General features: G+C 71.2%; 26 protein-coding genes and 1 pseudogene. 10 read left to right on the plus strand and 17 right to left on the minus strand.

Annotated elements, in window-relative coordinates; genetic code table 11:
• Positions 1-117: 117 nt before the first annotated feature.
• The 6 genes from PSESU_RS13335 to yedA all read right to left on the minus strand — a co-directional run bounded on the left by PSESU_RS13335 (position 118) and on the right by yedA (position 5,967).
• Complete coding sequence (locus PSESU_RS13335; protein WP_013536315.1) at positions 118-1,503, minus strand: PQQ-dependent sugar dehydrogenase; 1,386 nt, start codon at positions 1,501-1,503, stop codon at positions 118-120.
• Complete coding sequence (locus tag PSESU_RS13340; protein WP_013536316.1) at positions 1,500-1,925, minus strand: DUF2231 domain-containing protein; 426 nt, start codon at positions 1,923-1,925, stop codon at positions 1,500-1,502. Before PSESU_RS13340 ends, PSESU_RS13335 begins: the two co-directional genes overlap by 4 nt.
• A 121-nt stretch (positions 1,926-2,046) precedes the next feature.
• On the minus strand, positions 2,047-2,643 hold the full coding sequence (locus tag PSESU_RS13345; RefSeq protein ID WP_155942776.1) for an LON peptidase substrate-binding domain-containing protein: 597 nt from the start codon (positions 2,641-2,643) through the stop codon (positions 2,047-2,049).
• A 66-nt stretch (positions 2,644-2,709) separates the two neighbouring features.
• Complete coding sequence (gene mpl, locus PSESU_RS13350; RefSeq protein ID WP_013536318.1) at positions 2,710-4,113, minus strand: UDP-N-acetylmuramate:L-alanyl-gamma-D-glutamyl-meso-diaminopimelate ligase; 1,404 nt, start codon at positions 4,111-4,113, stop codon at positions 2,710-2,712.
• A 46-nt stretch (positions 4,114-4,159) separates the two neighbouring features.
• Entirely contained in the window at positions 4,160-5,071 is a 912-nt protein-coding gene (gene rarD / locus PSESU_RS13355) for an EamA family transporter RarD (RefSeq protein ID WP_013536319.1), read from the minus strand.
• The gene (gene yedA, locus PSESU_RS13360; protein WP_013536320.1) at positions 5,068-5,967 is read right to left on the minus strand and encodes a drug/metabolite exporter YedA; all 900 of its coding nucleotides are present in this window, start codon (positions 5,965-5,967) and stop codon (positions 5,068-5,070) included. Before yedA ends, rarD begins: the two co-directional genes overlap by 4 nt.
• A 211-nt stretch (positions 5,968-6,178) precedes the next feature.
• Between yedA and PSESU_RS13365 the strand changes: the two genes are divergently transcribed.
• Positions 6,179-6,721 carry a DUF3016 domain-containing protein gene (locus PSESU_RS13365; RefSeq protein WP_013536321.1) on the plus strand — a complete coding sequence of 181 codons (543 nt, stop codon included), beginning with the start codon at positions 6,179-6,181 and terminating at the stop codon, positions 6,719-6,721.
• Between the two features lie 140 nt (positions 6,722-6,861).
• Here the strand turns inward: PSESU_RS13365 and PSESU_RS13370 are convergent, their stop codons facing one another.
• Positions 6,862-7,266 (minus strand): host attachment protein, encoded by a 405-nt coding sequence (locus PSESU_RS13370; RefSeq protein ID WP_013536322.1) that lies wholly within the window; start codon positions 7,264-7,266, stop codon positions 6,862-6,864.
• Positions 7,267-7,419: 153 nt separating this feature from the next.
• Here PSESU_RS13370 and msrB point away from each other — a divergent pair, with 153 nt between their 5' ends.
• The 3 genes from msrB (at position 7,420) to PSESU_RS13385 (ending at position 9,136) form a co-directional block, all read left to right on the plus strand.
• Positions 7,420-7,884 (plus strand): peptide-methionine (R)-S-oxide reductase MsrB, encoded by a 465-nt coding sequence (gene msrB, locus PSESU_RS13375; protein WP_013536323.1) that lies wholly within the window; start codon positions 7,420-7,422, stop codon positions 7,882-7,884.
• Positions 7,885-7,925: 41 nt separating this feature from the next.
• Complete coding sequence (locus tag PSESU_RS13380; RefSeq protein WP_013536324.1) at positions 7,926-8,300, plus strand: YciI family protein; 375 nt, start codon at positions 7,926-7,928, stop codon at positions 8,298-8,300.
• A 77-nt stretch (positions 8,301-8,377) separates the two neighbouring features.
• Positions 8,378-9,136, plus strand: a complete 759-nt coding sequence (locus tag PSESU_RS13385; RefSeq protein WP_233275227.1) for a hypothetical protein — start codon at positions 8,378-8,380, stop codon at positions 9,134-9,136.
• 9 nt (positions 9,137-9,145) lie between these two features.
• Here PSESU_RS13385 and PSESU_RS13390 read toward each other — a convergent pair whose 3' ends face one another.
• From PSESU_RS13390 to PSESU_RS13415, 6 genes are all read right to left on the minus strand, one after another.
• Positions 9,146-9,502: a hypothetical protein gene (locus tag PSESU_RS13390; RefSeq protein WP_013536326.1), complete on the minus strand. Its 357-nt coding sequence runs from the start codon at positions 9,500-9,502 to the stop codon at positions 9,146-9,148.
• A 51-nt stretch (positions 9,503-9,553) separates the two neighbouring features.
• Complete coding sequence (locus tag PSESU_RS13395) at positions 9,554-10,324, minus strand: LytR/AlgR family response regulator transcription factor (RefSeq protein ID WP_013536327.1); 771 nt, start codon at positions 10,322-10,324, stop codon at positions 9,554-9,556.
• On the minus strand, positions 10,317-11,615 hold the full coding sequence (locus PSESU_RS13400; RefSeq protein ID WP_013536328.1) for a histidine kinase: 1,299 nt from the start codon (positions 11,613-11,615) through the stop codon (positions 10,317-10,319). The genes PSESU_RS13395 and PSESU_RS13400 overlap by 8 nt, the downstream gene beginning before the upstream one ends.
• 138 nt (positions 11,616-11,753) lie before the next feature.
• Complete coding sequence (locus tag PSESU_RS13405) at positions 11,754-12,074, minus strand: hypothetical protein (protein ID WP_013536329.1); 321 nt, start codon at positions 12,072-12,074, stop codon at positions 11,754-11,756.
• Between the two features lie 140 nt (positions 12,075-12,214).
• Positions 12,215-13,411: an NAD(P)/FAD-dependent oxidoreductase gene (locus PSESU_RS13410; RefSeq protein WP_013536330.1), complete on the minus strand. Its 1,197-nt coding sequence runs from the start codon at positions 13,409-13,411 to the stop codon at positions 12,215-12,217.
• Entirely contained in the window at positions 13,411-13,971 is a 561-nt protein-coding gene (locus PSESU_RS13415; RefSeq protein WP_013536331.1) for a YaeQ family protein, read from the minus strand. The genes PSESU_RS13410 and PSESU_RS13415 overlap by 1 nt, the downstream gene beginning before the upstream one ends.
• A gap of 117 nt (positions 13,972-14,088) precedes the next feature.
• Between PSESU_RS13415 and PSESU_RS13420 the strand changes: the two genes are divergently transcribed.
• Complete coding sequence (locus PSESU_RS13420; protein WP_013536332.1) at positions 14,089-14,334, plus strand: DUF3297 family protein; 246 nt, start codon at positions 14,089-14,091, stop codon at positions 14,332-14,334.
• Between the two features lie 67 nt (positions 14,335-14,401).
• Here PSESU_RS13420 and PSESU_RS13425 read toward each other — a convergent pair whose 3' ends face one another.
• Complete coding sequence (locus tag PSESU_RS13425; protein ID WP_013536333.1) at positions 14,402-15,349, minus strand: hypothetical protein; 948 nt, start codon at positions 15,347-15,349, stop codon at positions 14,402-14,404.
• Between the two features lie 163 nt (positions 15,350-15,512).
• On the opposite strand from PSESU_RS13425, the pseudogene PSESU_RS13430 reads away from it, so the two are divergent.
• Both PSESU_RS13430 and PSESU_RS13435 read left to right on the plus strand, forming a co-directional pair.
• Positions 15,513-17,897 (plus strand): annotated as a pseudogene (locus PSESU_RS13430) (PAS domain-containing protein); the annotation flags it as partial.
• Positions 17,898-17,938: 41 nt separating this feature from the next.
• On the plus strand, positions 17,939-18,340 hold the full coding sequence (locus PSESU_RS13435; protein WP_013536335.1) for a response regulator: 402 nt from the start codon (positions 17,939-17,941) through the stop codon (positions 18,338-18,340).
• Positions 18,341-18,734: 394 nt separating this feature from the next.
• Here the strand turns inward: PSESU_RS13435 and fabV are convergent, their stop codons facing one another.
• On the minus strand, positions 18,735-19,937 hold the full coding sequence (gene fabV / locus PSESU_RS13440; protein WP_013536336.1) for an enoyl-ACP reductase FabV: 1,203 nt from the start codon (positions 19,935-19,937) through the stop codon (positions 18,735-18,737).
• A 144-nt stretch (positions 19,938-20,081) separates the two neighbouring features.
• Positions 20,082-21,320, minus strand: coding sequence for an MFS transporter (locus tag PSESU_RS13445; RefSeq protein ID WP_041764164.1), 1,239 nt, complete (start codon positions 21,318-21,320; stop codon positions 20,082-20,084).
• Between the two features lie 207 nt (positions 21,321-21,527).
• On the opposite strand from PSESU_RS13445, the gene PSESU_RS13450 reads away from it, so the two are divergent.
• A complete protein-coding gene (locus tag PSESU_RS13450; protein WP_013536338.1) occupies positions 21,528-21,716 on the plus strand; it encodes a hypothetical protein in 189 nt (62 codons plus the stop codon).
• Between the two features lie 18 nt (positions 21,717-21,734).
• On the opposite strand, the gene PSESU_RS13455 is transcribed toward PSESU_RS13450, so the two are convergent.
• Positions 21,735-22,472 (minus strand): DNA-formamidopyrimidine glycosylase family protein, encoded by a 738-nt coding sequence (locus tag PSESU_RS13455; RefSeq protein WP_041764165.1) that lies wholly within the window; start codon positions 22,470-22,472, stop codon positions 21,735-21,737.
• Between the two features lie 90 nt (positions 22,473-22,562).
• On the opposite strand from PSESU_RS13455, the gene PSESU_RS13460 reads away from it, so the two are divergent.
• Both PSESU_RS13460 and treA read left to right on the plus strand, forming a co-directional pair.
• The gene (locus PSESU_RS13460; RefSeq protein ID WP_013536340.1) at positions 22,563-23,174 is read left to right on the plus strand and encodes an ACP phosphodiesterase; all 612 of its coding nucleotides are present in this window, start codon (positions 22,563-22,565) and stop codon (positions 23,172-23,174) included.
• Between the two features lie 70 nt (positions 23,175-23,244).
• Entirely contained in the window at positions 23,245-24,927 is a 1,683-nt protein-coding gene (gene treA, locus PSESU_RS13465; RefSeq protein ID WP_013536341.1) for an alpha,alpha-trehalase TreA, read from the plus strand.
• Position 24,928: the final 1 nt, after the last annotated feature.

Below are 24,928 nucleotides of genomic sequence, written 5' to 3' on the forward strand. Positions count from 1 at the left end.
TATAGGAGCGCCGTCACAACCGCCGCTGTAGGGCAGCCCCGGACAGCCGGGGTCGGGGTGGGACAGCCCGGAGGACGGGGGGCGGGGCCTCAGCCCCCACCCCACCAAGCCCAGCCCTCAGCCGGCATCGCCCTCGGGGGCGTCGGTCGCCGGAGCCGTCTCGCTGGTCGGGGCGACCGGCACCTCGGCCGGCACGGGCGCGGTGGCCGGACCGTCCACCCGCGACACCCGCCAGACGATGTTGGCCAGGTCGTCGGCGATGACCAGGGCGCCGCGCGGATCCACGGTCACCCCCACCGGACGGCCACGGGTGGTGCCGTCGTCGTCGCGGAAGCCGGTGGCGAAGTCGATCGGATCACCGGCCGGGCGGCCATTGCGGAACGGCACGAACACCACCTTGTAGCCCACCGGCTCGGATCGGTTCCAGCTGCCGTGCATGCCGACGAAGACGCCCTCGGCGTACTCCGGCCCCATCACCGGGCTGGAGAAGTCCAGGCCCAGGGCGGCCACGTGCGCGCCCAGGGCGTAGTCCGGGGTGATCGAGGCGGCGACCTTCTCCGGGTTCTCCGGCTTGACCCGCGTGTCGACGTGCTGGCCCCAGTAGGCCCACGGCCAGCCGTAGAAGCCGCCCTCGCGCACCGAGGTCAGGTAGTCAGGCACCAGGTCCGGGCCGATCTCGTCGCGCTCGTTGACCACCGCCCACAGCTGGCCGCTGCCGGGCTGGATCGCCAGCGCGGTGGGATTGCGCAGGCCGCCGGCGTATTCGCGGTGCATGCCGGTCTGGGTATCGATCTCCCAGACCACGGCGCGGTCCTGCTCGGCGGTCATGCCACGCTCGGTGATGTTGCTGTTGGAGCCGATGCCCACGTACAGGAAGCGCCCGTCGGCACTGGCGGTCATCGCCTTGGTCCAGTGGTGGTTGATCTCCGACGGCAGCTTCGTAAGCACCTGCGGCTTGCCGGCCCGGGCCTGGGTCATGCCCGGCTGGTAGTCGAAGCGCACCACGGCGTCCTGGTTGGCCACGTAGAGGTTGTTGCCGACCAGCGCCAGGCCGTAGGGCGCGTCGAGGTCCTCGGCGAACACCGTCTGCAGCTCGTACTCACCGTCGCCATCGGCATCCCGCAGCAGGGTCAGGCGGTTGCCACTGGGCACCTGGGTGGTGCCGGCGGCCTTGATCGGACCGGCGATCACGTCCTTGGGCTTGAGCGCGGGCGCGTTGCCCCCGCGACCCTCGGCCACCAGGATGTCGCCGTTGGGCAGGACCAGGGTCTGGCGCGGGATGCGCAGGTCGCGGGCGATGGCACGGACCTCGAAGCCCTCCGGCACGACCGGCACCTGGTCGCCCCACTCGGACGGGTCGGCGATCTTCATCGACGGCAGCAGGCCGCGCTTCGGTTCCGGCAGTTCCGGGTTGGCACCGTGCTGGAGCGGGCCGGGTTCGGGATTGCAGGCCGCCAGCACGACGGTGGCACAGGCGGCGGCGACAAGCTTCAGGCGGTTCATCGCACACCTCCGGCGCGCAGCGGCCAGGCCGCGAAGAAAATGGAAACCAGCGCGACCGCGAACACCAGCACCGACAGCACCAGCGCCATCGGCATCGCGGCCCAGGCGTCGCGCGCATGGACCAGGGCATTGAGCAAGGCGAGGATCCACGCCACCGCCCACAGCAGGCAGTGCAGCGCCGAGCCGCGGGTGCGGCGCGAGGGCACCAGGCCCAACAGTGCGCAGACCAGCGCGGCGGCGGCGAACACCAGGCCGCCGACGTTGAGCCAGGCGGCGAAGTTGATCCACTGGATCTCGTAGGTCCGCGCGTAGGCGATGTCGGCCAGCAGCGTGCCGAGGATCAGCGACAGGGCGCCGCCGAGCAGCAGCGCGTGGACGGGATGGAAGGCGGGTGCATACCGGCCTTCGACGGTTGCGACCATGGCAGGTCCTCCGTGGTGGACGCCGCGGCGTCGGATGGGCGGGAACGGCTTTCAGCCGAGGCCCATGGTCGCCGCACGTGGCTCACGGCCGCGTGTAGCCGCGGCCCGCGGACGCAGCGTCCTATTCCTCGTCCATCCAGACAAGCAGGTGCTGCAGCCGCCGGTGCGGATCGTCCTCCTGCAGCAGGGCGAGGCGCTGCTCCTCGGTGATCGGCAGGATCTCGGCCAGGCGCCAGCCCACCCAGTCCGCATCCTCGAGCAGGCGCAGGTTGGGCGCATCACGCATGCCGCCGACCTTCTGCAGCAGCTCGCCCAGCAGGGTGCCCAGCACTGCGTGCTCGGGCAGCAGGCGCGGCCCGGTGCCCTCCTCCTCCGGCCCGTCGCACCAGCGCACATGGCCGACCAGCAGGCCGTTGTCGCGGGCACTGGTGCGGCATACGCGGAAGCGGCGCGCGCCGCGCACCGACAGGGTCAGCACGCCACCGGGCTCGGTGCCGAAATCCTCGATGATGGCCTCGACCCCGAATGCCGCCGGCGTGGCCGGCGCACCGCTCTCCTCGCCCTCCAGGATCAGGCACACGCCGAACCTGCGACCGGTGCGCCCGCATTCGCCCACCAGGTCCAGGTAGCGCCGCTCGAACACGCGCAGGCCCAGCGGGGCGCCGGGCAGCAGCACGGTATGCAGCGGGAACAGCGGCAGGGATTCGGTACTGGACACGTTGCTCGGGCTATCCACTCGCCGGCAGGGTAACGCCGCCGCGGCAAGACGGCGTCACGACGGCCTTCAGTCGCGCGACTCCAGCATCGCCACCAGGCGACGCGGCGCGGCATCGAAGCCGCCGTTGGACATGAACACCACATGGTCGCCGGCGCGCACCAGGTCCTGCAGCGTGGCCAGCAGGGCATCGGTATCCGGAACCGCCTGCGCCTGGCCGCGCACCGCGGCCACCACCTTGCCGGCATCCCAGGCCAGTTCCGGGCGGTGCAGGAACACGACCACGTCGGCCAGGTCCAGCGACGGCGCCAGCGCATCGGCATGCGCACCCAGGCGCATGGAATTGCTGCGCGGCTCCATCGCCACCACGATGCGTGCATCGCCCACCTTCGCGCGCAGGCCTTCCAGCGTGGTGCGGATCGCGGTGGGATGGTGGGCGAAGTCGTCGTACACGGTGATGCCTGCCGGCTCGCCCAGCACTTCCAGGCGGCGCTTGACGCTGTGGAAGCCGGCCAGCGCCGGTGCCACGTCCGCCGGGGCAACGCCCACCGCGTGCGCCGCGGCCAGCGCCGCCAGCGCGTTCATCACGTTGTGCCGGCCCAGCAGCGGCCAGAGCACGGTCGCCACCTCGCGTCCGTCCTGCAGCACCACGAAGGCGCTGCCATCGGCCGCCAGCAGGCGCGCGCTCCAGTCGAAGCCGCTGCCACCGCCGGCACGGGCGATGGCCACGTCGGCGCCTTCCAGGCCGAAGGTCTCCAGCGGGGTCCAGCAGCCCATGGCCAGCACTTCGGCCAGGTGCGCGTCCTCGCCGTTGACGACCAGGCGGCCGGCCCGCGGCACGGTACGCACCAGGTGGTGGAACTGGCGCTGGATCGCGGCCAGGTCCGGGAAGATGTCGGCGTGGTCGTACTCGAGGTTGTTGAGGATCGCCACCGTCGGCCGGTAGTGCACGAACTTGCTGCGTTTGTCGAAGAACGCGGTGTCGTACTCGTCGGCCTCGACCACGAACTCGCGTCCGCTGCCGATCCGCGCCGAGGTGCCGAAGTCCTCGGCCACGCCGCCGACCAGGAAACCCGGATCGCGCCCGGCCGCCTGCAGCAGGAAGGCCAGCAGGCTGGTGGTGGTGGTCTTGCCGTGGGTGCCGGCCACCGCCAGGGTGGTGCGCCCGGGCAGCACGCGCTCGGCCAGCCACTGCGCGCCGGAGGTGTAGCGGCGGCCGTCGTCCAGCACCTGCTCCACCGCGGCATTGCCGCGCGACAGCGCGTTGCCGATCACGACTTCCTCCGCCGCGGCGGAGATGTGCGCCGGGTCGTAGCCCTGGCGCAGGGTGATGCCCAGCTTCTCCAGCTGGGTGGACATGGGCGGATACACCGCCTGGTCGCTGCCTTCGACGTCGTAGCCGAGTTCGCGCGCCAGCGCGGCCACGCCGCCCATGAAGGTGCCGGCGATCCCGAGGATATGGATGGTGGTCATGCCGCGATTGTCGCCCACCCGCGCAGGCTTTTGGGCCGGGCCTGGTTCACGCACCCGGGCGGCGGCGCGAATGCCACAGGCCTTCGCCGGCGTACAGCGCCAGGCCCAGCCAGATCGCGCCGAAGCCCAGCGCGCGGTCCAGGCCGAACGGCTCGTGGAAGAACCACACGCCCAGCAGCAGCTGCAGGGTCGGGGCGATGTACTGCAGCAGGCCGACCACGCTCAGCGGGATCCGGCGCACGCCGTAGGCGAAGCCGACCAGCGGCACCGCGGTGACCACGCCGCCGAACACCAGCAGCAGGTCGGTGCCCCAGCCCCAGCCGCTGGCGAAGCTGCCGCCGTGGCCGGCTTCGGCCCACAGCACGTAGGCCAGCGAGGGCAGGAACAGGTACAGGCTCTCCAGCCCCAGCCCGGCCACCGGGTCCACCGCCACCAGCTTGCGCACCAGGCCGTAGAGGCCGAACGAGGCCGCCAGGCCCAGTGCGATCCACGGCGGCGAGCCGGCATTGAGGGTCAGCCAGGCCACGCCCAGAGCCGCGCAGCCGACCGCGATCCACTGCGCGCGGCGCAGGCGCTCGTGCAGCACCAGTACGCCGAGGACCACGTTGACCAGCGGGTTGATGAAGTAGCCAAGACTGGTCTCGACCACGTGGCCGGCGTTGACCGCCCAGATGTACAGGCCCCAGTTGAACGCGATCAGCACCGCGCTCAGGGCCAACGCTGGCAGCACGCGTGGCTGGGCGGCGAGCTTGCGCAGCCAGCCGAAGCCGTTGCTGAGCATCAGCCAGGCCACCACCAGCAGCGCGCTCCAGACCACGCGGTGGGCCATGATCTGCATGGCCGGCACCATCTTCAGCAGGTGCCAGTACACCGGCACCACGCCCCACAGCACGAAGGTGCCGGCGGTGACCAGCAGGCCTCGGCGGTCGACGGCGGGAGCCTCGGGTGCGGCGCTCATCGGCGCAGCACCCGGGCCATGGTGATGGTCACCACGCCGGCCAGGATCACCGCCATCGCGCCGATGTCATGCGCGCTGAAGCGCTCGCCGGCCAGCCAGGCGCCCAGGAGCACGGCGATGGCCGGATTGACGTAGGCATAGCTGCTCACCAGCACCGGGCGCACGTTGTGCAGCAGCCAGACATAGGTGCTGAAGGCGATGATCGAGCCGAATACCGCCAGGTAGGCCAGGGCCAGTGTGCCCTGCAGGGTCGGCGCCTCCGGCAGCGACTCGCCGCGCAGCAGGCCGGCGGCGACGATCATCACGCCGCCGCACAGCATCTGCCCGGCCGCGGCCATGAACGGCGGCGGCAGGTCGCGTCCGCGCGACCACACCGAGCCGAAGGCCCAGCCGATCGGCGCGATCAGCAGGAACACCAGGCCTGCCGGGCTCGCGGTCAGGCTGCTGCCGGCATTGAGCCAGACCACGCCGGCAAAGCCGATGGCGATGCCCAGCCATTCGATCCGGCTGGGGCGGTTGCCGTACATCAGGCCGAACACGCCCATCCACAGTGGGACCGAGGCCACCGCCACCGCGGCCAGGCCGGAGGACACGCTCTGCTCGGACAGGACCACGAAGCCGTTGCCCAGCAGCAGGAGCAGCAGGCCCATCACCGCCAGGTTCTTCCACTGCGCGCGGGTCGGTGCCGGCACGCCGCGCCAGCGCAGGAAGGCGTACATCGCCCCGCCGGCGACCACGAAGCGCGCGCCGGACACCGCCAGCAGCGGCGGCCAGCCACCTTCCAGGGCGAAACGGATGCCCAGGTAGGTCGAGCCCCAGACCACGTAGACGATGGCCAGGGCAAAGACGACGGCCAGCCCGGCGGCACGTGCCGGGGCTTGCGCGGAGGCGCTCATGGGGGATCCGGGGAGGAAGCAGGTCGGCAATTCTAGCGCCGCACCCCCGGCCCGAAGCGTGCCGAAGGTGACAGAAACAGGTGGCGTGGCTGCCAAAACAGCGTTCCGTCCATGGCGGCTGAAGCCTCCCCAACGCCTTGCCCCCGGTGGCTTGCCCGGCCAAAGGCCCGGGCGCATATTCGACTGCAAGCGAACAATCCCGGAACGGACCATGAAATACAGATCGATGATCCTGCTGTTGGCCTTGGCCGCCATGCCGGCGACGGTGCTGGCGGGCAGCAACGTCACCGACCCGGACGCCCCGCGTGCCCTGCAGGGCGATGGCCCGGTCACCGTCACCTGGACCGACCCGGCCGGGTTCTCCGACCTGCGCTACAGCGGCAACCGCTGGGAGGCCGAGAAGGGCGACTGGGTGGCCGAGCTGGCCAGGCACCTGCAGAAGAGCGCCGCAAAGCGCCTGCCCGAGGGCGCGCGCATGGAGGTGACCATCACCGATATCCAGCGCGCGGGCCGCTACGAGCCCTGGCACGGCGCCGACCGCGACCACGTACGCATCCTGCGCGACAACTACCCGCCGATGATCGAACTGCAGTTCAAGCTCACCAGCGCCGATGGCCAGGTCCTGGCCGAGGGCCAGCGCAAGCTGCGCGACACCGCCTACCTGCAGCGCAGCTCCGGCCTGGACAGCGACAACCTGCGCCATGAGAAGCGCATGATCGACGACTGGGTGAGGAAGGAACTGAAGGCGGGTTGAGGCCTTCGGATGGCGAGATACGAAAACGGCCATCCTTCCGGGTGGCCGTTTTCGTTCGGGGATGCGGATCGCGCGACCGGCATGGCCGGGTGCATTTCCGACCCTCATCCCCTTCCGCGCGGGGACAGCGGAATCCAGGGTCAGAAATCCGGAGCGAGCGCCTGTTCGATCTGCTCGCGGCGCAGGTTGGTGTAGTTCTTCGGCACTTCCACCAGCAGGCGGCTGCGGACTTCCTCGTGCAGCAGCGGGCGCATCTGGCCCAGTGTCTGCGGGTCGGCCGCCAGCACCAGGTGCTGGAAGCGGCTATGCAGCGCGTGCTCGTTGAGTCGGCGGGCCATCTCGCGGGCGAAGCCGGCCTCCTCGGCCTCCTTGGCGTTCACCTCCGGCGGCAGGATCGCCGGCATCTCGCCCTCCTTGGGATCCAGGGCGATGGCCGCCTCCTGGTGCAGCACCACCTGGCCGTTCTCGCCGCCGATGTTGGTGAACAGCCGGGCCGAGGCACCATCGGCCACCAGCACCCACGTACCACGGGGAATCCTTCGCATGTCGCCTCCTGCTTCTGGGAATCGCCCGGCCAGCCTAGGCAGTGCCGCGTTAGCGTCCTGCGCAGACTATGTAACGGCGTCGTCCCGCCGCAGGCGGTTCACCCGCCGCGCCGGCTGGTGCATGCTGGCGCCCTTCCCCTGCCGGAGCCGCCGATGAGCCGTTTCGACCTGACCCCGCCCGACGAGGCGCAGCTGCAGGCGCTGGCCGCCGCACTCTCGCCGGAGGAGCGCCACGTGCTGCTGCAGCATGGTACCGAGCGTCCGTTCTGCGGCGTGTTCCTGGACAACAAGCGCGAGGGCACCTACGTGTGCCGGCTGTGCGGGCTGCCGCTGTTCCGCTCCTCGGCCAAGTTCGATTCCGGCACCGGCTGGCCGAGCTTCTTCGAGCCGTACGACGAGGAACACATCGCCTGCATCCGCGACACCAGCCACGGCATGATCCGGACCGAGATCGTGTGCGCGCGCTGCGGCGGCCACCTCGGCCATGTGTTCCCGGACGGCCCGCCGCCGACCCACGAGCGCCACTGCCTCAATTCGGTGTCGCTGGGTTTCGTCGACGACGGCGAACCGCTGCCGGATCCGCTGCGACGCGGCGGCGCCGAAGCCGGGCCGGCCTGAGCCGGCCTTCGCCACATCCCCGCCATCCACGGAGGCGTTGCATGAAGTTCCTGTTGCTGGTGTACATCGACCAGGACCTGCTGGGGCAGCTGCCGCCGCAGGAATACGACGACCACATGCGCTACTGCGTGCGCAAGGCCGACGAACACATCGCCAGCGGGGTCCTGCTTGGCGCCAACAAGCTCGAGCCGCCTTCGACCGCGCGCACGGTGCGGGTACGTGATGGCCAGACCCGGGTCTACGACGGTCCCTTCGCCGAGACCAAGGAAGTGCTCGCCGGCTACAACCTGATCGAGGCCGATTCGCTGGAACACGCGGTCGAACTGGCCAAGGAGTTCCCGTGGACGCGCTACGGCGCGATGGAAGTGCGCGCGGTGGCCGACCTGGAAGCCGAGCGGGTGCGCGTCGGCGCCTGAACAAGGCGCCTGCGCTTCACGCTGCGCCACGCGCGCGGCCGCTAGCGTCGCGGGACCTTTCCTGCGTGGGTGGCTCCATGGCGATGCGCATACTGGTCCTGCTCTCGGCGCTGGCGATGCCAGTGGTGGCGTACTTCGCCCAGCGCGGCGTGTTCGGGCCGGACAACAGCGAGATCTCGGCGCGCTACCCCACCCTGCTGGTGGCGGCCGGCTATGCGTTCTCGATCTGGAGCCTGATCTTCCTGCTGGACATCGTGCACGGCGTGCGCCAGCTGCGCGCGCCCTGGAACCAGGACCCGCTGCTGCGCCGGATCGCTCCGGCCACCGTGATCGGCTTCATCCTCACCACGGCCTGGATGCCGCTGTTCGCGCAGGGCATGTTCGCGCTGTGCCTGGCGATCATCTTCGGCGCGCTGCTGGGCCTGGCCTGGGTGGCGGTGCAGCTGTCCGATGCCTACGAACAGGGTGGCGAACACCGCTGGTCGTGGCTGGCAATCTCGCTGCATGCCGGCTGGCTGTCGCTGGCGGCGTTCCTCAACCTGGCGCAGTCGGCGCTGGCCTTCGGCTGGACCCACGAGCAGGCACAGCTGGTGCCCTCGCTGCTGCTGCTGGCCGCGGCCACCGCCCTGCTGCTGTGGCTCAATGCGCGCATGCACGGCAACCCCGCCTATGTCGCCGCCGCCCTGTGGGGCCTGGCGGCGGTCTGGGTGCGCCAGTCCGGCTCGGAGCTTGCGGGCTCGGACGTCACCGCCAGGGTGGCGGTCGCCATGGCCTTGCTTCTAGTGGTGCAGACCATCTGGCTGCGCCGGCGCGCACGCCGCGTTGCACTGACCTGACGCGCGGCATCAGGCGCAGTCGCCGCCGTCGGCCGCGGCAACGCACTGGTCGAAGTCACCGGGCAGGTCCGGCACCACGCGGCGTGCGCCTACGGCGAGGCGGAAGCGCTCCAGCTCCAGCCGCCGGCACTGGCTTTGCGCACCAGCGTCGCTTCCCTCGCAGGCATCCCGGTACAGCAGGTAGTGGCAGTTGCCGCTGCCGCTGGACAGGCAGTCGAAGGTCGCCCGGCCACCGGCCAGGGTGGCCTTGCTCAGCAGCAGGCCCTGCCCGGCCTCGCGGGCGAAGCTGATGCGGGTCTGGCTGCCGGGGCCATCGCCCCCGAGCAGCGACAGCAGGCAGGCAAGCAATGCGGCCAGCACTTGCATGGTGGCACTCCCAGGTTGGTCAGGTTGGATGCGGCCGGCGGGTGCCGGGGACTACATGCCGCGGAACAGGGCCATGAACGGCGCGCTTACGGGGAGGGTCTCGCTGCGGTTGCGCAGGCGCAGCTGGCCCTTGCCGCTGTCGTCGCGCAGCACCGACTGCACGGCCGCCAGGTTGACGATGGTCGAGCGGTGGATCTGGCGGAACCGGTTGGGATCCAGCACCGCCAGCAGTTCCTTCAGCGGCGTCCGCAACAGCGCCTCGCCCTCGGCGGTGACCACCACGGTGTACTTGCTGTCGGCGCGGAAGTAGGCCACGTCCTCGAGCATGATCAGCCTGGTCTCGCGGCCGTTGCTGGCGGTGATCCAGGCCAGCGGCGGCGGGGCAGAGGGGGAAGGCGGACGCCGCGCCAGGTGCTGCAGCAGTGCGTCCAGCGTGGCCTGGTCGGGACCACCGCCGGCAGCGCGCGCCTGCAACCGCTGCACCGTGGCCTGCAGGCGCTCCGGTGCCACCGGCTTGAGCAGGTAGTCGACCGCGCCCTTCTCGAAGGCCTCGATCGCGTACTGGTCGTAGGCGGTGACGAACACCACCTGGGTACGCGGACTCGATCCGGCAAGCGCGGCGGCGACCTGGATCCCGGTCAGGCCGGGCATGCGGATGTCGAGGAAGGCCACGTCCGGCTGGTGCGCGGCGATCGCTTCCAGCGCGGAGGCGCCGTCCTCGCATTCGGCCACCACCCGCAGTCCCGGCCAGGCCTCGCCCAGCTGCTGGACCAGCGAGGCGCGCAGCAGCTCCTCGTCCTCGGCGACGACGCAGTCAACCATGGTGGATCCCTCCATCGACGGCCGCGGCCGGCACCGGCGGCGGTTGGACCGGCGCGGTGGCCGGCGCCGGCGCCGGTACGGCAATGGTGGCCGCCACGCCGCTGGGGAAGTTGGACACGATGGAGAACGAGGCGGCATCGCCATAGGTCAGGCGCAGCCGCTCGCGCACGTTCTTCAGGCCGATCCCGGTACCGGCGCTGGCGCCGTCGCCGAAGCCGCAACCGTCGTCGGCCACGGTGACGGTGACCTGGTCGTCGACCTGGCGCGCCAGGATCCAGATGGTGCCGCCGCCGGGCTTGGGCTCCAGGCCGTGCTTGATCGCGTTCTCGACCAGGGTCTGCAGCATCATCGACGGCAGGGTCACCTGCTTCAGCGCATCGGGAATCTCGACCTGCAGCTGCAGCCGCGTACCCATCCGGATCTTCAGGATCTCCAGGTAGGCGCGGGTGCGCTCCAGCTCCTCGCCCAGGGTCGAGAGCGTGTCGTGCTCGCGCGGCAGCGAATGGCGCAGGTACTGGATCAGGTGGCCCAGCATCTGCTCGGCGCGCGGCGGATCGGTGCGCGCCAGCACCTGGGCGTTGGCCAGGGTGTTGTAGAGGAAGTGCGGTTCGACCTGCGCCTGCAGCAGGTTGAGGCGGGCCACGGTCAGGGCGTTGTCGGTGGCCTCGCGTTCGGCCCGCGCCTGCTCCTCGCGGCGCTGGGCGGCGGCCTTGCTGGACAGCGCGCGCAGCACGCTCTCGGCGTTCTGGTAGTTGCTGCCCTCGTCCAGCGCGAACAGGTCCACCCAGTGCGCGGCGTCCGGCTCGCACAGCACGGTCACGCCCACGGTGCCGTTGCCCGGGTGCACGGTCGCGAGTACCCGGTCATGGGTGACGGCGAAGCGCGCCAGCAGGTTCCAGCGCGAAGGCCGGGCACCGCCGAACGGATCCGAGCGCCGCACCCGCGCCTGCACCTGCAGGCTGCCGGGCGAGGTTTCCACGTCCCCGGAGCGCGGGAGGTGGTGCAGCACCTCCGCGACCAGTTCGTAGGCCTCGACGGTTTCCATCGGCAGTTCGATCCGCCGCTGCTGGCGGTTGGCCAGCACCGCCGCATCCAGGCGACCGGCAAGCAGGCTGACCCGGCGCACATGGGTGATCGCGCCGAGCAGGGCCAGGGCCATCGCGCCCACGGCCAGCAGCGCGAACACGCCGCCGATGCCGTCGAACAACCAGCCCCAGAGGGAGCCGGCAAGCAGGACCGCCACCGCCCAGGCGAACAGGATGCGCACGATCAGGATGAGGCTGGAGGACACGGTGGGCGGCTCGCTATTGGATGCGGCCGAGGATAGCGGCCGCGCCAGCGGGCGGAACCCGGCATGCGACGAAACCCGGCATGGGCCGACGAAACGGGGGAAGCCGGCCCTCTCTCCGGGCCGGCAGGCCTGGCCTGGCTACAGGTCGCGCGGCCCGGCCGAGGTCGCGTCGCGGATCCGCTCCCAGACATGGGCGAACACCTGCCCGGCCTCGGCCTCGCTCAGCAGGCTCAGGGCCACGCTCTCCCGGCGCAGGAACAGGGCCAGGCCCTCGCCCGGTTCGACCCGCGGATGGTTGAGGTAGACGTCGTAGGCCGCGCACAGCACCGGCCAGTAGCGGGCGAAGCTGCGCATCGCCCGTGCCCGTGGCAGCGACTGGTAGCGGTGGCGCCAGTGGTCGCGTTCGCGGTCGATGTCGATCATCACCGCCGGGCGTACCGGCTGGGGTACCTCGGGCATCTTGGTGTTTCCTGTTGCTGGCGCCCTCCCCCGTCGCCAGGATTCCAACCCCTGGGCAGAGAATCCCAGCGCAGCCGTCACCCGGCAGTGAAACCAGGAACAGGAAACGCAGTCGCGGTTGAACGTTTAAGCCAGTGCGTTCAACCCAGCGCCTGGCCGGCGGCGTGGCCCGAGGCCCAGGCCCACTGGAAGTTGTAGCCACCCAGCCAGCCGGTCACGTCCAGGACCTCGCCGACGAAGTGCAGGCCCGGCACCTTGCGCGACTCCATCGTGCTGGAGGACACGCCGTTGGTATCCACGCCACCGAGCGTGACCTCGGCGGTGCGGTAGCCCTCGGTACCGCTGGCCACCAGCGGCCAGGCCGGCAGCACCTCGGCCGCCTTGCGCAGCTGCGGCACGTCGAGCTGGCGCATCGGCCGGTTCTGCAGCCACAGCTCGCACAGGCGCTGGGCGAAGCGCCGCGGCAGCACCTCGGACAGCACGGTCTTCAGCTCCGCGTCCGGGCGCGCCTTCTGCTGCGCCCGCAGCCACTCGCCCGCATCGCGACCGGGCAGCAGGTCCAGCAGCAGCTCGTCGCCGGGCTGCCAGTAGGAGGAGATCTGCAGGATCGCCGGACCGCTCACGCCACGGTGGGTGAACAGCATGGCCTCGCGGAAGCTGCGGCCGTTGCAGCGCGCCTCCACCTCCAGCGCCACGCCGGAGAGGTCGGCCAGGCGTTCCTGGTGGCGGCCCGACAGGGTCAGCGGCACCAGGCCGGCGCGGGTGGGCAGCACCTCGTGGCCGAAGCGCCGCGCCAGCTCGTAGCCGAAGCCGGTGGCGCCCATGCTCGGGATCGACAGGCCGCCACTGGCGACCACCAGCGAAGGCGCGGCGAACCGGCCCTGGGTGGTGCGCAGCAGGAAGCCGCCGCCATCGGGCTGCTCCACCGCCTCGACCGTGCAGCTGGTGCGCAGCTCCACGCCGGCAGCCGCGCACTCGTCCAGCAGCATCTTCACGATGAGCTTGGAGGAGACGTCGCAGAACAGCTGCCCAGGAGCCTTCTCGTGGTAGGCGATGCGATGCTTCTCGACCAGGTCGATGAAGTGCCACGGCGTGTAGCGCGCCAGCGCCGACTTGCAGAAGTGCGGGTTGGCGGAGATGTAGTTGGCGGGCGTGGTGCCGGTATTGGTGAAGTTGCAGCGCCCGCCACCGGACATGAGGATCTTCTTGCCCGGCTTGTTGGCGTGCTCGACCACCAGCACGCGCAGCCCGCGCTGGCCGGCGGTGAGCGCGCACATCAGCCCGGCGGCGCCGGCGCCAATGACGATCGCGTCGTAGCGGACGGGTGCCTCGGCCATCAGCCGCGCTTCGACTCCGGTGCCATCCGCGGCACCGGCTGCAGCACCGCCTCGGCGCCGCGCTCGTCCAGCACGCGCACCTCGCCGTCCTGCACCTGCACGTCCAGGCGCAGGCCGCGGGAGTACATGGCTACCAGCGGCTCCAGCTGCGCGGCCGGCAGGTCGAGCACGGTCAGGTTGCGATGGCGCGACAGCGCGCCTTCGTTGCGCTCCCACCACAGGTCGGCGGCGCGGCCGCCGTAGTTGAGCACCACCACCTGGGTGGAGCGGTTGCAGGCCTTGCGCACCCGCGACTCGTCCGGCTGGCCCAGCTCGATCCACAGGTCGATGTCGCCGGTGTAGTCGCGCAACCACAGGTCCGGGTCCTCGTCCGTACTCAGGCCGCGGCCGAACTCCAGCCGGTCCTGCGCGTACAGGGCGAAGGCCAGCACCCGCACCATCAGCCGCTCCTCGGTCTCGGACGGATGTTGGGCGAGGGTCAGCGAATGGGATGCGTAGTAGTGGCGATCCATGTCGCTGATCTGCAGGTCCACGCGGACCACGGTGGCCTTGAGCGCCATGGGATATGCCTCCGGTGCGGCGACGGGGCTGTGCCGCGGGAGGCGCATGATACGCGCCCCGGGGTATCCTTCCCGCACCGCGCCGGCGGTTCCGGCACGCAACAGAAGCTTTCGACGATGACCGATACGCCCCCCGACCGCCTCGCCCTGGATCCGCGCAGCCCCTTCTACGACGCCGCCATGCTCGACCGTGGCGTGGGCGTGCGCTTCAACGGCCAGGAACGCGACAACGTCGAGGAGTACTCGGTCAGCGAGGGCTGGATCCGGGTCCAGGTCGGCCGCTCGCGCGACCGCCGCGGCAACCCGATGACGATCAAGGTCAAGGGGACGGTCGAGCCCTACTTCCTCGTCGCGAAGGAATAAGCGGGCTTCCCGCCGCCCACGCGGCGGGCTGGGCCGCCGGCCCCGGCTTCTCCCGACCGCGAAGGTCCTAACCGCGGCAGTCCTGCAGCTTCTGCCGCGCGTACCACAGCGCGCGACGCGCCTGGTTCCAGGCCGTGTCGGCGGTGGACGGCAGCTGGTGCTTCGCGCGCACCGGGTCCGCTCCCTTGGCCAGGGCGTGCTCCACCGCCTGCAGCTGCGCCAGCGCCTCGCGCACCGGTTCCATCAACTTCTCCAGCCGCTCGCGCGGGCAGCGGCCGTGCCCGCGTTCCAGCTCGGCCACCTGCCCGCGCAGGGCGCGGCTGGCGCTGCCATCCAACCCGGGTGCCGGCTCGTCGCTGACCGGCGCCGCCTTCCAGGCATCGCCGGTAGCCTCGCTGCCCAGGTCCGAGGGACGTTCGTGGCGGGCCGGGTTGAACGCCACCTGCGGCGGCGGCCGCGCCTCGGCGTGCTGGATGTCCTTGCCCATCAGGAACTCGGCGACCTTCTTCTGGCCGCGGGCGATCGACTGCGCCGCCACGTCGCCGACGCTGCCGTCGCTGATCCAGTCGCCTTCGAAGCGGGTCCCGCGGTAGTCCACCGGGTTGTGCGGATCCAGCGCCCGCTCGCCCTTGCCAGGCACCGGCGTGGTCGCGACCACGCCGTCGGGCACCAGCACCCGCCCCTCGGCGTCGTACAGCAACGGACCGCGTGCGGCAGGCACCGCGGGCGTGGTCGCCGGACCAGGGCCGACGGGGCTTGCCGCTGGCGTCAGCGATCCGCGCGATGCGGGAGCCTGCGCGACCTCCCGGTCGGCCGGGACCGTCGGCAACCGCGGGACCACGGCCTGGCCCGGCCGCAGCGTGAACCTCACCTCCAGCCGCCCATCCTCCGTGGCGGGTTCCGGATCCGTGGCCGGGGCACGCAGCAGCAGGACCGCGAACAGCAGCAGCACCGCCACGGTCAGCAGCGCGGATACGGCGTGGGCCAGGAACTGCCTGTCGAGGGGATGGCGCAAGCCGGCGGGAGGGAAACGGGGGACTCCAGCAGACCGCGTCCGGGGCCCCGCGGTTCCCGGCCACGGCCGCCCGGACCGCCGCCGGTCGGGTGGCCGCCGGCGTGATCACCGCGCCCACACCGGATGTGCCAGCATCGCCGCGTCTCCCCCGCCAGCGCCACGCATGACGCCTTCCCAGAACCTCGTCCCCGGCACCGAGTTCCTGCGGGACGGCGGCTACTCGGCCCGGCGGGTGGCGGAGCACGACTGGTCGACGCACCCCCTGGGTCCGCCTGCGGGCTGGCCGACCGAACTCAAGACCTCGCTGTCGATGATGTTCGGCTCGCGCTTCGCCATGTGCCTGGGCTGGGGCCCGGACCTGCTGCTGTTCTACAACGACGCCTACCTGCCGGTGCTCGGGGTGAAGGAGCCGACCGCGCTCGGCCGGCCGCTGGCCGAGGTCTGGTACGAGCTGTGGGAGGACGTGCGCGCGATGGCCGAGTCGGCCATGTCCGGCACCGCCACCTGGGTGGAGGACATGTACCTGCGCTTGGAGCGCAAGGGCGTGGCCGAGGACACCTGGTGGACCTTCACCTACAGCCCGGTGCGCCAGGCCGACGGCAAGGTCGTGGCGATGCTCGCCATCACCCACGAGACCACCCGCCGGGTCGTGACCGAGCGCCGCCTGGCCGACGAGCGCGCGCGCCTGGCGCGGATCTTCGACCAGGCCCCGGCGTTCATGGCGATGCTGCGCGGGCCGGAGCACCGCTTCGAGTTCGCCAACGCCGCCTACCTGCGCCTGGTCGGTCGCGACGACCTGGTCGGGAAGCCGGTGGCCGAGGCGCTGCCGGAAGTGGTGCGCCAGGGCTGGATGCCCGTGCTGGACGAGGTCCTCGCCAGTGGACGCGCGCACGTGGAGAACGACGCGCGCTACACCGCCGAGCCCGAGGGCGGCACGCCGCAGACGCATTACCTGGACTTCGTGTTCCATCCCTTCACCGACCAGGACGGCAGCGTCGGCGGCATCGTCGTGGTCGGCATGGACAACACCGAGCGCACCCGCAACGAGAAGGCGCTGCGCGAGCGCGAGTCGGAGCTGGAGGCGCTCAACAGCGACCTGGAACGGCGGGTGGCCGAGCAGGCCCGGGAGCGCTCGCTCAACTGGCAGGTCACCCCGGACATGCTCGGCGTGCTCAACCGCGACGGCATCCTCGAGCGCAGCAACCCGGCCTGGGAGCGCGTGCTGGGCTGGACCCGGGAGGAGCTGGCGCTGATGCCGATACGCGCCCTGCTGCATCCCGACGACCGCGAGTCCGCCGCCGCCGCCCGCGAGCGCCTGCATGCCGGCGAGCCCCTGCTGGGTTTCGAGTGCCGCATGCGCACCAGGGACGGCGGCTACCGCACCCTTTCATGGGTGGCCACGCCGCAGGAAGGCAGGTTCTACTGCAGCGCGCGCGACGTCACCGCCCATCGCATGGCGGTGGCGGCGCTGGCCGAATCGCAGGCGCAGCTGCGCAACCTGTTCGAGACCAGCTTCCAGCTGCAGGTCATGTGCGCGCTGGACGGCACCCTGCTGGATGCCAACGAGACCGCGCTGGCGATGATCGGCGCGCGCCGCGGGGAGGTGGTCGGCCGCCCGTTCTGGGACACGCCCTGGTTCAGCGGGACTCCGGGCATGCCGGAGCGGATCCGCGCGGGCGTGCTGCGCGCCGCCGCCGGCGAGCTGGTGCACGACGAGCTGGAGGTCGACCTGCCTGGTGGCCACCGCGTGCTGGAGCTGTCGCTGCGCCCGTTCCATGGCGCCGACGGCCGCATCACCGGCGTGGTCCAGGAAGCGATCGACATCACCCAGCGGCGCACCGCCGAGGAGGCGCTGCGCCAGTCGCAGAAGCTGGAGGCGATGGGCCAGCTCACCGGCGGCGTGGCCCACGACTTCAACAACCTGCTGGCGCCGATCATGGCCGCGCTGGACCTGGCCGCCGATCCCCAGGCCAACCCCGAGCGCCGCGCCCGCACCGTGGCGGTGGCGCAGCAGTCCGCCGAGCGCGCGGCGATGCTGGTGCAGCGCCTGCTGGCGTTCGCGCGCAAGCAGCCGCTGCAGACCGTCGAGGTGGACGTGCCGGCGCTGCTGGAAGGCATCGGCGGACTGATGCGCTCCAGCTTCGATCCGCGGATCCGGGTCGAGGTCGATGCCGACCCGGGCACGCCCCCGGCGGTGGGCGACCGCAACCAGCTGGAGATGGCCCTGCTCAACCTCGGCGTGAATGCACGCGACGCCATGTCCGAGGGCGGCACCCTGACCCTGGCCTCGCGCGGCGCCGAGATCGTGGACGGGATCGCCAGCAGCACGTTGCGCCCGGGGCAGTACGCGGTGATCACCGTCGCCGACACCGGCGTGGGCATGGACGCGGCCACCCGCGAGCGCGCGATCGAGCCGTTCTTCTCCACCAAGGGCATCGGCAAGGGCACCGGGCTGGGGCTGTCCATGGCCCATGGCCTGGCGCTGCAGCTTGGAGGCTGCCTTCACATCGACAGTGCCCCGGGTGAAGGCACCATGATCGAATTGTGGCTGCCGGCCGCCAGCCGGCCCTGATCCGACCGGAGAACCCCGTGGCAAGTGTTGCACCCCCGTCCCAGCCCCGTATCGCCCTGGTCGTCGACGACGAACCGGGCGTGCGCATGTGTACCGCCGACGTCCTGCTGGACATGGGTTACGAGGTGGTGGAGGCCGGCTCGGCCGAGGAAGCCCTGGCGGAACTGGACCGCGGGCTGCATCCCAGCCTGCTGGTGACCGACCACCTGATGCCGGGCATGTCCGGCGCCAACCTCGCCCGCGAGGTCATTACACGCGACCCGGGCACCGCGGTGATCGTGGTTTCCGGCTACACCAATGTCGAGCTGGACCCGGCACTGGTGCGCCTGTCAAAGCCGTTCCGGCTCAATGACCTGCGGGAGTGCGTGGTCGCCGCTACCGCGGCGCGGGATTCGGGATTCGTGATTCGTGATTCGTGATTCGTGATTCGTGATTCGGGATTCGGGATTCGGGATTCGGGATTCGGGATTCGGGATTCGGGATTGGGGATTACCGGACGTTCGTCCGTTGAAAGCCGGGATTGGTGATTGGGGACGGTCGGCGTTGTCGGGGCGATTCGTTTTTCACGGCTGCCGACTGGCTGGATTACGCCGGCACCGGGCGTAGCCCGGATAAGGCCGAAGGCCGCATCCGGGGATGGGCGCCAATCACGTCTTCGCGTGACCGGGATTCCCGGCCCCGGGTGCGCTTCGCTTACCCGGGCTACGCAGGTCACGACCGGTAGCGCCTGCAGAGCCGCGTGCAGCGGGCCCGGGGGCCAAAACGAAAGCGGCCGGCGCAAGGCCGGCCGCATGGGTTTGGAGCGGTAAAGGCTCAGCCGGCCAGGTCGACCACGTCGAACTCGGCGACCGGGTCGACGTCGGCGTCATAGTCCACGTCGTCGCGCTCGAAGCCGAACAGGCTCAGGAAGTCGTGCTTGTAGGTGGCGTAGTCGGTGACCTGGAACAGGTTCTCGTTGGTCACGGTCGGCCACAGGTCGCGGCAGGCCTGCTGCACGTCGTCGCGCAGCTCGCGGTCGTCCAGGCGCAGGCGGTTGGACTCGTCGGGCGGCGGCGGGTTGTCGCTGTACAGGTGCTCGCGGAAGGTGCGCTCGAGCTGCTCGATCGGGCCCTCGTGCAGGCCCTTCTCCTTCATGATCCGGTAGACGATGGCGATGTACAGCGGCATCACCGGGATCGCGGCGCTGGCCTGGGTCACCACCGACTTGAGCACGGCCACGTTCGCCGAGCCGCCCGTGGGTTTGAGCTTCGCATCGATGGCGTGCGCGGCGCGGTCCAGGTCTTCCTTGGCCTTGCCCAGGGCGCCATGCCAGTAGATCGGCCAGGTGATCTCGGTGCCGATGTAGCTGAAGGCCACCGTCTTCGCGTCCGGGGCCAGCACGCCGGCCTTCGAGAGCGCGTCGATCCACAGCTCCCAGTCTTCGCCACCCATCACCCGGATGGTGTCGGCGATTTCCTGCTCGGTGGCCGGCTCGACCGTGGCCTCGATCACCTGGTCGCGGTTGGTGTCGACCGCGGTGGCCTTGTAGGCCTGGCCGATAGGCTTGAGCGCGGAGCGCTTGAGCTCGCCGGTATCCGGCAGACGGCGCACCGGCGAGGCCAGCGAGTACACGACCAGGTCGATCGGGCCGCCCATCTCGCCGATCAGCTCGATGGCCTTGGCGCGGACCTCGTCGGAGAAGGCGTCGCCGTTGATCGAGCGGCTCCACAGGCCGGCGGCCTTGGCTTGGCGGTCGAACTCGGCCGAGTTGTACCAGCCCGGGTTGCCCGGCTTCTTCTCGGTGCCCGGCTTCTCGAAGAACACGCCGAGGGTATCGGCGCCGTAGCCGAAGGCGGCGGTGATGCGCGCGGCCAGGCCGTAGCCGGTGGAGGCGCCGATCACCAGCACCCGCTTCGGACCGCCCTCGTGCCTGCCCTGGGACTGCACGTAGCGGATCTGGTCCTGCACGTTCTTCGCGCACCCTTCCGGGTGGGCGGTGGTGCAGATGAAGCCTCGGACTTTGGGATGGATGACCACGCGGACTCTCTCTGAAGCGGACAAGGACGCAGGCGCGCACGGGCGCGCCGGCGGAAGCGCCACAGTCTAAGTGGTCCGGCCGGAAAACGGCCCTTCAGGGGCGTATGGAACGCGGCCGCCAGCGGCGGGCCGCCGGCGAGGCGCTCAGGCCGCGGGGCAGCAGGCCTCGGCCCGCAGGCGGCGGGCGCGGGTCCGCGCGGCCCACCAGTACAGGCCCAGGCCGGCCACCGCGGGGATGGCACCGACCGGGCCGGTCGAGGTCCAGCCGAAGCCGGCGCTGATCGCCATGCCGCCGAGCAGCGGGCCCAGGGCATTGGCGGCGTTGAACGCGGCGTGGTGCGAGGCCGCGGCCAGGGTCTGGGCACCGCCGGCCACGTCCATCAAGTGCGACTGCAGGATCGGGCCCAGCGCACCCATCGCGCCGATGCACACCGTGGCCAGCAGCAGGCTCCACGGTGCCTGCGCCGCCAGCGGGAACAGCAGCAGCATCACCAGCGCCCAGCACAGGACCACCGGGACCGCGCGGAAACGCAGGCGGTCGAACAGCCAGCCGCCGACCATGTTGCCGATAAGGCCACCAAGGCCGAATCCGGCCACGCCCACCGGGATCCAGGCCGGAGCCACCCCGGTGACCTCGACCATGGTCGGCGCCAGGTAGCTGAACACGCTGAACATGCCGGCGAAGCCGATCGCGCCGATCAGCAGGCCCTGCCACACCGGCAGCCGGTTGAAGGCGCGCAGCTCGTCCATCACCCGGGTGCGCGGCGCCTTGCCATTGGCCGGCAGGTACAGCGCCAGCAGCAGTACGGTCACCAGCGAGACCACCGAAACCATGGCGTAGGTCCAGCGCCAGCTGGCCAGCTGGCCCATCCAGGTCGCCAGCGGGGTGCCGAGCAGGATCGCCAGGGTCAGGCCCAGCATGCTCAGGCTTACCGCGCGGCCGCGTGCCTCCGGCGGGGTGATCGCCACCGCAGTCAGCGCCGCCACGCCGAAGTAGGCGCCATGCGGCAGGCCGGCGATGAAGCGGAACAGCATCAGGCTCATGTAGTCCGGGCCCAGCGCGGTGGCCAGGTTGCCGGCGGCGTAGAACGCCATCAGCGCCAGTAGCAGGGCCTTGCGGCTCAGGCGCCCACCCAGGATCGCCAGCAGCGGCGCACCGACCACCACGCCCATCGCGTAGGCACTGATCAGGTGGCCGACCTGCGGCTCGCTGACCCCCAGCTCGGCCACGATGTTGGGCATCAGGCCCATGCTGGCGAACTCGCTGGTGCCGATCGCGAAGCCGCCCAGGCTCAGGCCGGTCAGGATCAGGGCGCGCTGGCGCGCAGGCACGGCCAGCGCCGGGGCGCCCGCGGGGGCGTCGGGGATCAGGGGAGCAGACATGCGCCCATTATGCTGCATTGCACAACGAGGCGCAGCTGGGCGGAGTGCGTGGAGCGGCTCCTGAAGGGCCTCTATTCAGGAACAAGCGTCCCCTGCCCGGGAACTGCGGCCCGGCCCCGCCCGGGCTTGACCCCGATCAATGCCGCCACGGCGGCGGCGGCCGAGGATCGACCCATGGCGGCAGGCCGCCGCCAGTGGAGAAGCGGGATGGATATTTCCTTCATGGGCCTGGGCCACGTGCTCCTGCTGTTCGCCCTGCCGGCGGCACTGGCCGGCGTCGGCAGACTGGTCTCGCCGGGGCACCGCGGCTTCGAGCCGGGCTGGTGCGGGGTGCTGTTCATCGCCCTGTGCGCGGCGATCGCGGCGCAGGCGGTGCTGGCGCGGGTCGCGGTCTAGCCACACCCGGCTACAGCCTCACTCGTACAGCCGCTGGCAGACGCTGCACCAGAACGCGCGCCGGCGCGCCTGGCCCAGTTCCTTGCGGTAGCTCAGTTCCGTGCCGTCGCGCGGGCAGGTCTTCTTGGCATGCACCTGCCAGTGCTTGCGCAGCACGTAGGCCTTCTTCCACTCCAGGAAGTCGAAGCTGTACTGCCGCGCCTCGGCCACCAGCTGGCCCAGCTTGCGCGGCGGCAACGCGCCGATGCGGCTCTCGGGGTGCACCCGGATCCGGTGCAACACCTCGTTCTTGATGATGTTGCCAACGCCGGCAAACACGTCCTGGTCCAGCAGCGCGTCGGCGGCCAGCGCCTGCGGACGCGCCCGCAGCTTGCGCCGGGCCGCGGCCGGGTCCCAGGCGTCGTTCATCACGTCGGCGCTCCAGTCGTACACCTCGTCCAGCGGCTGGTCGATGAAGCGCACCGAGCAGGCGTAGAAGTTCAGCTCGCCACCGCGGCTGAACTCCAGGCCCAGGCGCGCAGGCGTGGGCTTGCGCTCGTTGATCCGGTAGCTGCCGAACAGCATGAAATGGATGCGCACACTGAAGTCGTCGAACGCCAGCAGGAAGTGCTTGCCCCAGCTGTGCATCGCCACCAGGCGCCGGCCGGCGATGCGCTGGATCGGCTCGCGGCTGTTGCCGTGCACGGCGCGCACCTTGCGCCCGACGAAGCCCGCGGCGGCTTCCCTGAGGATGACGATGGTGGGGCCTTCGGGCATGTCCCGGAGTATCCCGGGCAGCGCTGAGGCGGACGTCAACCCTGGCATCCGTACAGCTTCGCGCCAGCGACGCGTGCGAAAATACGCGCGATGAACTACCTCGCCCACCTCCACCTGGCCGCGCCGGATCCGGAGGCGATGCTGGGCGCCCTGCTTGGGGACTTCGTGTTCGGCCTGGCGGCGCTGGCCGACTACAGCGCGGTGGAGCGGCGCGAGATCCTGGTCCACCGCCGCATCGACCGCTATACCGACGACCATCCGGTGGTTACCGGGGCGCGTGCGCTGTTCGCGCCCGGGCTGCGCCGCTATGCCGGCATCGCCCTGGACGTGTATTACGACCACCTGCTGGCGCGCAGCTGGGAGCGGCACTCGCACGAACCGCTGGACCACTTCACCGCGCGCTTCTACCAGCACCTGCTGGCGCAGCGCGCGCGCCTGCCCGGGCGGCTGCAGGACCTGGCCCCGCGCATCGCCGCGCACGACTGGCTGGGCTCGTACCGCCAGCGTGGGAACGTCGACCTGGCCGTGACCCGCATCGCCACGCGGCTGTCGCGCAACGGCGAGCGCCTGGTCGCCTGCCTGGACGATCTGCGCAGGCACGAGAAGGCGATCGACGCCGGATTCGAGGCGTTCTTCCCGCAACTTCAGGCCTATACGGTGCAGGCACGCGCATCGCTGGTGGAGGCCGGGGCCGGGTCCTGACGGCAGTCTTGCCGCCTCCATCGCATGGCCGGTGCGACCATCGCCCGGTCCCGCGTCCTGGAGGCCCTTCATGCCACGCCATCCCGCCCGCCGGTTCCTGTTCGTGCTGCCTCTCCTGCTTGGCGCCTGCGCGGCGCAGCCGCCCGTAGCCCACCGCCCCGCGCAGGTGCAGCCCGCCGTCGTGGCGGACACTCGGGCCGTGCGCACGCCCGACCGGGCCTGGCCGAACGTGTTTGCCGCGGTGCAGGAAGCGCAGCTGTTCGAGGACCAGAAGTTCTTCGTCGACGCGGTGCCGCGCAGCGACCCGGCCACGGTCGAGGCCGCATACGCGCGTGACCACGTCGCGCCGGGTTTCGACCTGGGTGCCTTCGTCGAAAGGCACTTCGTGCTGCCGGCCGCAGCCGCCGGCACCGATATCCCCCGGCGCGACAGCCTGCGCGCGCATATCGACGCGCTGTGGCCGCTGCTGACCCGGCGCAGCCCCGAGCCGCTGCCGCACGACAGCCTGCTGCCGCTGCCGCAGCCCTACGTGGTCCCGGGCGGACGCTTCCGCGAGGTCTACTACTGGGACTCGTATTTCACCATGCTCGGCCTGGCCGAAAGCGGGCAGCACGCGCTGGTGGGGCAGATGCTGGACAACTTCGCCCACCTGATCGACCGCTGGGGCCATATCCCCAACGGCAACCGCAGCTACTACCTGAGCCGTTCGCAGCCGCCGTTCTTCTCGCACATGGTCGAGCTGGAAGCGCGCGCCGATCCGGCCGTGGCCACGCGCTACCTGGCCCAGCTCCGGCGCGAGCACGCGTTCTGGATGGATGGCGCCGAAGGCCTGCGCCCGGGCCAGGCGCATCGCCGCGTGGTGCGGCTGGAAGACGGCAGCCTGCTCAACCGCTACTGGGACGACCGCGACACGCCGCGCCCGGAGTCGTACATCCAGGACCGCGAGACCGCGGCCGCCTCCAACCGCCCGGCCGCCGAGGTCTACCGCGAACTGCGCGCCGGCGCCGAGAGCGGCTGGGACTTCTCGAGCCGCTGGCTGGACGACCCGATGCGCCTGGACACGATCCACGTGACCTCGCGCGTGCCGGTGGACCTCAACAGCCTGCTGCACCACCTGGAAACCACCATCGCCGGTGCCTGCGAACAGGCCGGCGACGCCGCCTGTGCCCGCGACTACACCGCCAGGGCGCAGGCCCGCGCCGCTGCGATCGAGCGCCACCTGTGGAGCGAGGACGGCTACTACGGCGACCTCGACCTGCGCGACGGCAAGGTACGCGCACAGCTGACTGCCGCCACGCTGTTCCCGCTGCATGCCGGCATCGCCTCCCCGGAGCGGGCCAGCCGCACCGCCGCCGCCGTACGCGCGCAGCTGCTGAAGCCGGGCGGCCTGCTGACCACCGCCATCGACAGCGGCCAGCAGTGGGACGCGCCCAATGTGTGGGCGCCGCTGCAGTGGATCGCGGTCGACGGCCTGCGCCGGTATGGCGACGACGCGCTGGCCCGCGAGATCGCCGCCGCCTTCGTCGGCAACGTCCGCACCCTGTTCGAACGCGAGCACAAGCTGGTGGAGAAGTACGACGCCGATGGCGCCCTGCAGGGCGGCGGTGGCGGCGAGTACCCGCTGCAGGACGGCTTCGGCTGGTCCAACGGGGTGGCGCTGGCGCTGATGGCGCTGTATCCAGGCCTTGGCGAGACGCCGGTGTCGATCCACGAGGGGCCCGCGCGTCGCACCGAGGACACCCCGGCCCAGTGAG

This window comes from Pseudoxanthomonas suwonensis 11-1, assembly GCF_000185965.1.
Taxonomy (GTDB): Bacteria; Pseudomonadota; Gammaproteobacteria; order Xanthomonadales; family Xanthomonadaceae; genus Pseudoxanthomonas; species Pseudoxanthomonas suwonensis_A.

Bases quoted from the DNA above. Each gene is read 5' to 3' on its own strand.
- PSESU_RS13335 (WP_013536315.1), bottom strand. From the start codon at position 1,503: ATGAACCGCCTGAAGCTTGTCGCCGCCGCCTGTGCCACCGTCGTGCTG.
- PSESU_RS13340 (WP_013536316.1), bottom strand. From the start codon at position 1,925: ATGGTCGCAACCGTCGAAGGCCGGTATGCACCCGCCTTCCATCCCGTC.
- mpl (WP_013536318.1), bottom strand. From the start codon at position 4,113: ATGACCACCATCCATATCCTCGGGATCGCCGGCACCTTCATGGGCGGC.
- rarD (WP_013536319.1), bottom strand. From the start codon at position 5,071: ATGAGCGCCGCACCCGAGGCTCCCGCCGTCGACCGCCGAGGCCTGCTG.
- yedA (WP_013536320.1), bottom strand. From the start codon at position 5,967: ATGAGCGCCTCCGCGCAAGCCCCGGCACGTGCCGCCGGGCTGGCCGTC.
- PSESU_RS13365 (WP_013536321.1), top strand. From the start codon at position 6,179: ATGAAATACAGATCGATGATCCTGCTGTTGGCCTTGGCCGCCATGCCG.
- PSESU_RS13370 (WP_013536322.1), bottom strand. From the start codon at position 7,266: ATGCGAAGGATTCCCCGTGGTACGTGGGTGCTGGTGGCCGATGGTGCC.
- msrB (WP_013536323.1), top strand. From the start codon at position 7,420: ATGAGCCGTTTCGACCTGACCCCGCCCGACGAGGCGCAGCTGCAGGCG.
- PSESU_RS13380 (WP_013536324.1), top strand. From the start codon at position 7,926: ATGAAGTTCCTGTTGCTGGTGTACATCGACCAGGACCTGCTGGGGCAG.
- PSESU_RS13385 (WP_233275227.1), top strand. From the start codon at position 8,378: ATGGCGATGCGCATACTGGTCCTGCTCTCGGCGCTGGCGATGCCAGTG.
- PSESU_RS13390 (WP_013536326.1), bottom strand. From the start codon at position 9,502: ATGCAAGTGCTGGCCGCATTGCTTGCCTGCCTGCTGTCGCTGCTCGGG.
- PSESU_RS13395 (WP_013536327.1), bottom strand. From the start codon at position 10,324: ATGGTTGACTGCGTCGTCGCCGAGGACGAGGAGCTGCTGCGCGCCTCG.
- PSESU_RS13405 (WP_013536329.1), bottom strand. From the start codon at position 12,074: ATGCCCGAGGTACCCCAGCCGGTACGCCCGGCGGTGATGATCGACATC.
- PSESU_RS13410 (WP_013536330.1), bottom strand. From the start codon at position 13,411: ATGGCCGAGGCACCCGTCCGCTACGACGCGATCGTCATTGGCGCCGGC.
- PSESU_RS13415 (WP_013536331.1), bottom strand. From the start codon at position 13,971: ATGGCGCTCAAGGCCACCGTGGTCCGCGTGGACCTGCAGATCAGCGAC.
- PSESU_RS13420 (WP_013536332.1), top strand. From the start codon at position 14,089: ATGACCGATACGCCCCCCGACCGCCTCGCCCTGGATCCGCGCAGCCCC.
- PSESU_RS13445 (WP_041764164.1), bottom strand. From the start codon at position 21,320: ATGTCTGCTCCCCTGATCCCCGACGCCCCCGCGGGCGCCCCGGCGCTG.
- PSESU_RS13450 (WP_013536338.1), top strand. From the start codon at position 21,528: ATGGATATTTCCTTCATGGGCCTGGGCCACGTGCTCCTGCTGTTCGCC.
- PSESU_RS13455 (WP_041764165.1), bottom strand. From the start codon at position 22,472: ATGCCCGAAGGCCCCACCATCGTCATCCTCAGGGAAGCCGCCGCGGGC.
- PSESU_RS13460 (WP_013536340.1), top strand. From the start codon at position 22,563: ATGAACTACCTCGCCCACCTCCACCTGGCCGCGCCGGATCCGGAGGCG.
- treA (WP_013536341.1), top strand. From the start codon at position 23,245: ATGCCACGCCATCCCGCCCGCCGGTTCCTGTTCGTGCTGCCTCTCCTG.